This is a genomic window from Thermodesulfobacteriota bacterium (assembly GCA_039028315.1).
Lineage (GTDB): Bacteria > Desulfobacterota_D > UBA1144 > Nemesobacterales > UBA2774 > CR02bin9.
This window is the reverse complement of the sequence record JBCCIH010000100.1, coordinates 1-8,725: the sequence shown is the minus strand read 5'-3', so window position 1 is coordinate 8,725 and position 8,725 is coordinate 1. Positions and strand designations below refer to the sequence as shown.

Genomic DNA, 8,725 nt, shown 5'->3' with positions numbered 1-8,725 from the left:
TTTCTGCATAGTGTTGCTATCTCACGCTCAAGCGTTCTAACGCCTGCTTCACGAGTGTAATATCTGATAACATCTAAAAGAGTGTTATCTGACATCTTAAGGTTATCCTGCTTAAGACCGTGAGCATCGCGCTGTTTAGGAACAAGAAATTTCTTAGCTATTTCTAGCTTTTCATCTTCTGTGTATCCGGAGATTCTTATAATCTCCATTCTGTCCTGAAGCGCCCACGGGATTGTATGTAGAACGTTAGCAGTTGTAATGAACATAACGTTTGAAAGGTCATAGTCTACTTCTAGATAATGATCGTTAAATGTTCCGTTCTGCTCCGGATCAAGCGCTTCTAGTAGCGCAGATGCGGGATCGCCCCTGAAATCCATTCCTAGTTTGTCGATTTCATCTAGCAGAAATACTGGGTTGTTAGTTCCAGCTTTCCTTATGCCTTGAACGATTTTCCCTGGAAGAGCACCAATATAGGTTCTACGATGTCCTCTAATCTCAGCCTCATCTCTTACACCGCCAAGGGAGATTCTAATGAATTTACGTCCCATAGCCTGAGCAATTGATTTAGCCAAAGAAGTCTTACCAACTCCAGGAGGCCCTACAAAGCAAAGTATAGGCCCTTTTATTGTCTTTGTTAGAGCCTGTACCGCTAGATATTCAAGAATTCGCTCTTTGGGCTTTTCAAGTCCAAAATGATCGTCATCTAAGATCTGCTGGGCTTCTTTAATATCAATTCTATCGTCAGTGGATTCATCTTGCCACGGGATAGAAAGTAGCCAATCAATATAGTTCCTGACCACTGTTGCCTCAGCAGACATAGGTGACATCTGTTTTAATTTTTTGATTTCCTTTTTAACTTTCTGCTCAGCTTCTTCAGTCATCTTTTTCTTCTTGAGTTTGTCCTCAAACTCTTGAATTTCTGACTTAAGATCATCTTTTTCACCGAGCTCTTTTTGTATCGCTCTCATTTGCTCAGTTAGATAGTATTCTTTCTGAGCCTTTTCCATCTGCTTTTTGACTCGGCCGCGGATTTTCTTCTCAATCTGCATAATTTCTACTTCGGCTTGAATCTTCTCATAAAGTTTTTCCAGCCTTTCTGCAGGATTGATTGTCTCAAGTATCTCCTGCTTATCTTCAAGCTTAAAGCTCAGGTGTGAGGAGATAGTATCTGAGAGTCTTCCCGGCTCTTCTATTGATGATACTGTTACAAGCACTTCTGATGGAATTTTCTTGTTCAACTTCACGTAGTTCTCGAAAGCTGTTACCAAGGTGCGGATTAGCGCTTCTGTCTCAACGCCTATATCATCACGCTCTGGTATGTTTTCAACTTCTACCATGAAGTAGCTTTTATTTGGCAGATAATTCCTCAAACATGCCCTACTCTTACCTTCAACTAGAACTTTTACTGTGCCGTCTGGCAATCTTAACATCTGCACAATCGTTCCAATTGTTCCTATATCATAAATATCTTTCTCAGTAGGATCATTGGTTTTAGCATCCTTTTGAGCAACAAGGAAAATTTCCTTGTTTTTCTTCATTGCTTCTTCCAGAGCGCGAATAGATTTCTCACGTCCCACAAAAAGCGGAGCTACCATGTATGGGAATATCACAACATCTCTTAACGGTAATAACGGTAGGGTTTCTACCTGAGTCGATCCTTCATTCTCGAACATTGGCATGTCATTCTCCTCTAAAACTGGAATTACATCCTATGCACCTAAATACCTTATGTACCTAAGCGGGCTTCCTCCTCGTAAATAAAGAGTGGGTCGCCCGTACCCTTAATCACCTCTTCAGATATAACACAACGTGTAAGTCCTTTTAATGATGGAACCTCGTAGGAAATATCAAGCATAATAGTTTCAATGATAGCTCTTAAACCTCTAGCGCCGGTTTTCCTCTTAATAGCCTCTTTGGCGATTTCGGCAAGCGCTTCATCTGTAACTTCAAGCTCAACTCCTTCAAGCTCCATAAGTTTTTGAAACTGCTTAATAATTGCATTCTTAGGTTTTGTAAGAATCTCGATAAATGAGTCTTCACTTAACTCTTCTAAAGTAGCCACAACTGGAATCCTTCCTACAAATTCCGGTATGAGTCCAAAGAATATTTGATCCTCGGGCTGCACCTCTCTAAGAACAGCGCCTAGATCTTTATCATCTATGTTTCCAAGACTTGCTTCAAAACCTATTGATTTCTCTCCTATTCTCTGCCTGATAAGGTCTTCAAGCCCGACGAAAGCACCACCGCAGATAAATAGTATGTTAGTTGTATCTATCTGCAAAAACTCTTGCTGAGGGTGTTTTCTACCACCTTTAGGCGGCACATTTGCTTTGGTACCTTCCATTATCTTTAGCAGAGCCTGCTGCACGCCCTCACCTGAAACATCCCTTGTTATTGATGGGCTGTCCCCGCTTTTACGTGCCAGTTTATCAATCTCGTCTATATATATAATACCTTTTGAAGCCCTTTCAAGGTCATAATCTGCAGCTTGCAATAAACTGACTATCATGTTTTCAACGTCCTCACCCACATAGCCAGCCTCTGTATAACAAGTAGCGTCCACAATGGTAAATGGAACATCAAGTAATCTGGCTAGTGTTTGAGCTAGAAGTGTTTTACCGCTTCCAGTAGGGCCGATCATTAAGATATTACTTTTTTGTACCTCTACATCGGCATTTCTCTTATTATTTGAATATGCGTTTAGCTCTACTCTTTTGTAGTGGTTATATACGGCTACAGATAAAATTTTCTTCGCCCTATCCTGGCCGATAACGTATTCGTCTAAGAATTTCTTTATTTGAGGCGGCGTTGGAAGGCTTGAATAACGTTTTTTAAGGACGCCTTCTTTTGCCTCTTCATCAGCTATTATCTCATTACAAAGCTCTATACACTCATTGCAAATGTATACTGTGGGCCCGGCAATAAGTTTTCTAACTTCTTTTTGGCTCTTTCCGCAAAAAGAGCAGTATAGCTTTCCCTCTTTAGCGTCTCGTTTTGAAGTCACTTTTGAGCCTCCTCTCTGTGAGTAATTATAGCATCAATTAGACCATACTCTAAGGCATCTTGTGGTTTTAGGAAAAAATCTCTTTCTGTATCAACTCTAATTTTATCTATTGGCTGACCTGTATGGTGTGCTAATACCTCATTTATATCTTCTCTGATTCTCAAAATCTCTTTAGCATGTATCTCGATGTCCGTAGCTTGCCCTTCTACACCGCCAAGCACTTGATGTATCATGACTCTGGCATTAGGAAGTGCATACCTCTTGCCCTTAGCACCAGCGGCCAAGAGTACCGCTCCCATACTCGCAGCTTGACCAATGCACATTGTAGCCACATCTGGCTTTACATATTGCATAGTGTCATATATTGCGAGCCCGGAAGTTACGACTCCGCCAGGGGAATTTACATAGACATATATATCTTTTTCAGGGTTCTCAGACTCTAAAAACAGAAGCTGAGCTATAACTGTATCAGCAACTGCGTCATTAATTGCGGAACCAATGAAAATTATCCTGTCTTTTAATAAACGGGAGAAAATATCATATGCCCTCTCGCCCCTGCTGGTTTGCTCAATTACTATCGGTACGTAGCTGGACATTACTTTTGAGTATACAGATACTAGGCTTCATTGTCAACGTGATTTTCTTCCACTAAAACCTCATCAATATCGGCATTATCGACAATAAAATCAATGACTTTCTTCTCTGTTAGATTGGCTTCAAGCCCCTCCAATAAATTGTTTTTTTCATATAATTCGCGTATTTGCTCTGTCTGCATATTATGTTGCATTGCAACAGCACTTAGATTCTCATTTATATCATCTTCTGTTACAGTTAGCCCCTCTTTTCTGGATATTTCGCCAAGCACAATCGACGCTTTTACGTTTCTAAGTGCGTGATCCTTTATTTCTTCAAGCTGCTCCTCACTCAAATCCATTGGAGGTGCACCTTGTTGCTGTATGTTTTGCTGCACGCTTTGCACCAATCTCTCAGCCTCTTGCTCTACAAGGCTCTGGGGAGCTTCTATCGATGGATTATTTTCAACCAAAATGTCCATAAGCTCTCTTCTCATCTTAGTTTGGGCGCCTTTTTCAATTTGTTGAGATAGATCCTCGCTAATTTTCTCTTTAAGGTCCTTAAGTGATTCAAGTCCAATTCCTTTAGCTAGTTCATCATCGACCTTGGGCAAAGTTCTTTTAAGAACGTCTTTTAATGTTAAAACATAGTGCACTGCTTTATTTCGAGCCTCTTCAATTGGAAATTGATCATCATACGTAACATCAAACTCTTTTTGCTCTTCTTTTTTCATGCCCACAACTGCTTCTTCAAACTCTGGAATCATCTTCTTTTCACCAACAACAAACTGCACATCCTCTCTCTTTAGGTCTTTTATTGGATTTCCGTCCAGAGATCCTTCAAAATCAACTATTACAACATCTCCGTCTTTGACGGCTTTCTTCTTTTCATATGGCTTTAGGTCTGCTTTGTGCTCTCTTAAGTGTTCAATGGCCTCTTTTATTTCATCGTCTTTAACTGGCCTTTTATCTTTTTTAAGCTTTATCTCTTTGTATTGTCCGAGCTCAATCTCGGGAAGTACCTCAAATACAACGATGTATTCAAAGTCCTTATTCGGATCTAGGTCATCCGGAGGGGTTATCTCAGGGCGGTTTAAAGGATTTACTTTTGCCTCTGTCAGAGCTTTTTCAAGAGTAGTGGAGAGTATTTTCTGCATTGTTTCACTCAATATCTCACTCTTATACATTGCCTCAACCACATTAGCAGGCGCCTTACCCGGTCTAAAGCCTTTTACTTTGGCAACGCTATAAATTTCTTTAAACACGGCATCTCTTTGTTTTTTCACGTCCTCTGCAGGAACTACTACTTCCAGCTTTCTCCGAGTATCGCTCAAATTTTCCATATTAACTTTCATCAGTACTAACCCCTTGAATATAAATAGATTTTATTAGTCTTTTTAAGCACTTATTAATCAATATAAGCCGTAAATTATACCAGGAATTTGAGAAATGCACAGTTATAGTGAATCATAGCTCTTGCAACTTTTTTATTGAGATGGAATCTAATATTTTACTATGAGAAACAAAAGACTAACAAAAATTACGCTTTTAACAGCAATAATTCTAGGCTTATTGATCTATCCTCTAATAAGTCATTCACAAGAAACTTTCTCTCAAGTTGCCAAAGAAAACTTAGTTCCTGTTTCATTTGTGGCGTTGATAGCATCTCCGCCAGAAGATAGAGATAAGGCATATAATTATATCAGTGAGAACTGGGAGAGCTCGTTCCCTGTGATGATGATTGAGGCGATATATTTAAACAGTGACCCGTCATTTACAGCAAAGCTTGTGACTTTGCTTGAAGAAAAAACTGGACAAAGCTATGGGTATGAATTGGATAAATGGTATGAATGGATTTGGAGTAAAGAAGAGATGGCACACCCACAGTATCCAGAATTCAAATCGTTACTCTATAGTTTGATTGATCCCAAGTTTAAGGGCTATTTTTCAAGTAATAGGACTAATAAAATTAGACTAGATGAAGTCCGCTGGGGAGGTGTAAGACAAGACGGCATCCCCCCTCTTAGAAATCCCAACATGATACCGGCCAAGGAAGCTAAATATCTAGATAATGATAACATCGTGTTTGGAATTGAGGTAAATGGTGACGCGCGTGCATATCCCAAGCGGATCATGGCATGGCATGAGATGTTTGTTGATACTGTTGGCGGAGAGAAAGTAGCGGGGGTTTACTGTACTCTTTGCGGCTCGATGATTTTATACAATACAGTTCATGACGGAAAGAATCACGAAATTGGGACAAGTGGATTTCTATATAGATCAAATAAACTTATGTACGACAAAGAAACCCAGTCACTTTGGAACACTCTTTGGGGAAAACCTGTTATAGGACCACTGGCTGATAAAGAGATAGAACTTGAGAGAATGAGCATCGTGACCACAACCTGGGGAGAGTGGAAAAAGCGTCACCCAGATACAAAAGTACTATCTTTAGATACGGGACATAGGAGAGATTATTCTGAAGGCGCTGCTTACAGAGATTACTTCGCAACTGACGAGCTAATGTTTAATGTCCCAAAATTAGATAAACGTCTTAAAAATAAAGACGAAGTACTAGGTCTTATATTTAGCCAATACCCGGACAAACCACTTGCAATTAGCATTGGTTATCTATCTAAAAACCCTCTATATGAAAAAAAGATAGGGAATCTAGATTTCATAGTCTTAACTGATAAATCAGGTGCTTCGAGAGTGTATGAAACAAAGGGCACTAAATTTAAAAGTTGGGATCAAAAAAGCACTGTCACCGATGGCAACGGTACAAAATGGGTTTTATCAGAAGATAAACTAATATCTGCTGATGGAAAGGAATTATACCGCTTGCCAGCTCACAGAGCCTTTTGGTTTGGCTGGTACGGAGCATATTCAAATACTGAGTTGATACTGTAGTTAGCTCAGACGGCTTCTAGGATAGGCTTTTCATGCTCCCTGCATATTTGCAGAGATTCTTTGTCTGATAGTGGCTCTAAAGTAAGCCCACACTGGTGGGATTTGCCAAGACCATTTCGATTAAAATATTTACATGTATGACATACCCCAAATAGTCTGCCATTGTTCTTACGCTGAAGCATAGTTAATAGCTCCGTAAGTATTTCTGAGAGTCTAGCAGAGTCTTTATCATCGAATTCTTTAAAAGTATTTGAAAACTCTTTTAGAGGAGAATTATTATGAATAAATGATCTGCCAATTTTACTCAGTTCCAAATGAGTAATTCTACCATCCTGTGAATCCGGCACTTTTTCTATAAAGCCCTTACCCTCTAAAACATTAATGCTTTGAGAAATTGTTCCCTTTGTAGCGCCGATATATTCAGTGACACCTGCAGGAGTATTACTGTATCGATTGCAAAGTGAGAGATAACTTAGGATTTGTAGATGGACTGCCTGAAGGCCTAAGTCAGCCCCAGCAACCCTTTGCTCAGATCTAAGCAAATTTCCTATCCTTTCTATTAGAGGCCCTATCTGTGAGTCATTCATATCTTTATATTGTATCGTGTCGATACGAGCTTGACAAACAAGATTGCCATTTTATAATTAGTATCGACTCAATACTATATTAAGGAGGTATTACAAATGTTGTTATCAAAAATGTTAATTTCAGTCAATATAGCGTTATTGGTTCTGGTGCTAGGTGCCCATAAACCTTTTGCACAAGTTGCTACTCCGGATGAAATAAAAGCCCTAGGTACAAAGGACATGAACATCAAAGAGGCCCAAGTTAATTACATGGACGATTTGGATTTATTGGTATTTCAATTATTTACAGATGGCAAGGCCGGCAACACCGTTCCATCTGCTAGAGGTGGACTGGATGGTGCGCCAGTTCTAGGATATGTCTTTCCTACAACACTTAGCCCAGAGGATGTGGGGTTTAACAAGATGGAGGGAATAGTCGCGTTGGCTGTAACAGCCCATCCTGATTTTGATGACACACCCCTTTGGGATGAGAACAATAACGGTGACTACAAAGATGATGGAGTTATCTGGCATACACACTGGGTGCTACTTGGACCAGATAAACGGGTCAAAGGCGGGCTATCAGTGGTTGAATTAAAAAAAGAAGACAGATCTGTTGTACTTCCCCCAACAAATCCAGGTATGCCAATGTATATGGACTCGCCTGGATATTCAGTGGTTACAGATAAGAAAGCTTTAAGAGTCTTAGTACCGGCTCAGAGAGTGAATCATAAAAAACAATTTAACTATGACGCAGTAAGTGCATATATGGAAGTAAACATAAATGATAAGGAAAGACCACTGTTAGGCGTATATGAAGTATATGGTGTTCTCTCTGAAGATCTATCCCTGCCTTATATGGTTAAATAATCTGTTCAAAAATAGAATGCCGGGAATAGCCAATATCTGACTATCCCGGCATAAAAACCCTTTCGGAGAATTACAGCTTATTCAAATAGCACTACATATTCTTCATAACCTTCTTTTTTGAGATCTTCAGCAGGAATAAATCTTAGTGATGCTGAGTTTATACAGTACCTAAGCCCAGTTGGATCAGGGCCATCATTAAACACATGCCCCAAGTGAGAATCTGCATTCTTACTTCTAACCTCAGTTCTCTTCATTAGTAGCTTGAAATCTTCTACTTCAACAATATTCTCTTCTACTAGAGGCTGAGTAAAACTTGGCCAACCAGTTCCTGATTTATACTTGTCAGTTGAGCTAAATAGCGGCTCACCTGATACAATATCAACATATATACCAGGTTTTTTGTTATCCCAGTATTCATTACTAAATGCTCTTTCAGTGGCATCTTCTTGCGTGACTTTATACTGAAGCGGTGTTAGTTTTTCCTTTAATTCTTCCTTTGATAATTTGGCAGAAGTTTTTTCTTCGGCCGCTTCAGAAGTATTTTGCGAATAGTTATTAAACGCAGCATATTTAAACCCCACAAACAAAAGTAAAACTGCTGCAATTATTATATATTTTCTCATTTGTATTGCCTCCTATTCAATCAATTATACGTAACACTGTTGTATTAGGATTCATTTTATTTTAGATTTTCTACGCTGATCACCACTTCCAAGCTGTGCTTTCCATTTGGTGCTATTTCTATTATATCTTGCGCTGCATTCGTAGTCTCTACACATACAAACTTTGTGTAATCAAGATCA

Annotated in this window: 8 protein-coding genes; 2 read left to right on the top strand and 6 right to left on the bottom strand. The window is 39.4% G+C overall.

What is annotated here, in order from left to right; all coding sequences use genetic code 11:
• From lon to tig, 4 genes are all read right to left on the bottom strand, one after another.
• Window positions 1-1,673: endopeptidase La (gene lon / locus AAF462_07345; GenBank protein MEM7008931.1), on the bottom strand; the 1,673-nt coding region annotated here is incomplete at its 3' end.
• A 53-nt stretch (window positions 1,674-1,726) separates the two neighbouring features.
• A complete protein-coding gene (gene clpX, locus AAF462_07340) occupies window positions 1,727-3,004 on the bottom strand; it encodes an ATP-dependent Clp protease ATP-binding subunit ClpX (protein MEM7008930.1) in 1,278 nt (425 codons plus the stop codon).
• Window positions 3,001-3,600, bottom strand: a complete 600-nt coding sequence (clpP, locus tag AAF462_07335; protein MEM7008929.1) for an ATP-dependent Clp endopeptidase proteolytic subunit ClpP — start codon at window positions 3,598-3,600, stop codon at window positions 3,001-3,003. The genes clpX and clpP overlap by 4 nt, the downstream gene beginning before the upstream one ends.
• 20 nt (window positions 3,601-3,620) lie before the next feature.
• Window positions 3,621-4,931 (bottom strand): trigger factor, encoded by a 1,311-nt coding sequence (tig, locus tag AAF462_07330; GenBank protein ID MEM7008928.1) that lies wholly within the window; start codon window positions 4,929-4,931, stop codon window positions 3,621-3,623.
• Window positions 4,932-5,091: 160 nt separating this feature from the next.
• Between tig and AAF462_07325 the strand changes: the two genes are divergently transcribed.
• Window positions 5,092-6,486 carry a DUF3179 domain-containing protein gene (locus AAF462_07325; GenBank protein ID MEM7008927.1) on the top strand — a complete coding sequence of 465 codons (1,395 nt, stop codon included), beginning with the start codon at window positions 5,092-5,094 and terminating at the stop codon, window positions 6,484-6,486.
• Between the two features lie 5 nt (window positions 6,487-6,491).
• Here the strand turns inward: AAF462_07325 and AAF462_07320 are convergent, their stop codons facing one another.
• The gene (locus AAF462_07320) at window positions 6,492-7,073 is read right to left on the bottom strand and encodes a MarR family winged helix-turn-helix transcriptional regulator (GenBank protein ID MEM7008926.1); all 582 of its coding nucleotides are present in this window, start codon (window positions 7,071-7,073) and stop codon (window positions 6,492-6,494) included.
• Window positions 7,074-7,169: 96 nt separating this feature from the next.
• On the opposite strand from AAF462_07320, the gene AAF462_07315 reads away from it, so the two are divergent.
• Window positions 7,170-7,922 (top strand): hypothetical protein, encoded by a 753-nt coding sequence (locus AAF462_07315; protein ID MEM7008925.1) that lies wholly within the window; start codon window positions 7,170-7,172, stop codon window positions 7,920-7,922.
• Window positions 7,923-7,999: 77 nt separating this feature from the next.
• Here AAF462_07315 and msrB read toward each other — a convergent pair whose 3' ends face one another.
• Complete coding sequence (gene msrB / locus AAF462_07310; protein MEM7008924.1) at window positions 8,000-8,545, bottom strand: peptide-methionine (R)-S-oxide reductase MsrB; 546 nt, start codon at window positions 8,543-8,545, stop codon at window positions 8,000-8,002.
• Window positions 8,546-8,725: the final 180 nt, after the last annotated feature.

Coding starts and splice junctions, on each gene's coding strand:
- clpP (MEM7008929.1), bottom strand. CDS start 3,600: ATGTCCAGCTACGTACCGATAGTAATTGAGCAAACCAGCAGGGGCGAG.
- tig (MEM7008928.1), bottom strand. CDS start 4,931: ATGAAAGTTAATATGGAAAATTTGAGCGATACTCGGAGAAAGCTGGAA.
- AAF462_07325 (MEM7008927.1), top strand. CDS start 5,092: ATGAGAAACAAAAGACTAACAAAAATTACGCTTTTAACAGCAATAATT.
- AAF462_07320 (MEM7008926.1), bottom strand. CDS start 7,073: ATGAATGACTCACAGATAGGGCCTCTAATAGAAAGGATAGGAAATTTG.
- AAF462_07315 (MEM7008925.1), top strand. CDS start 7,170: ATGTTGTTATCAAAAATGTTAATTTCAGTCAATATAGCGTTATTGGTT.
- msrB (MEM7008924.1), bottom strand. CDS start 8,545: ATGAGAAAATATATAATAATTGCAGCAGTTTTACTTTTGTTTGTGGGG.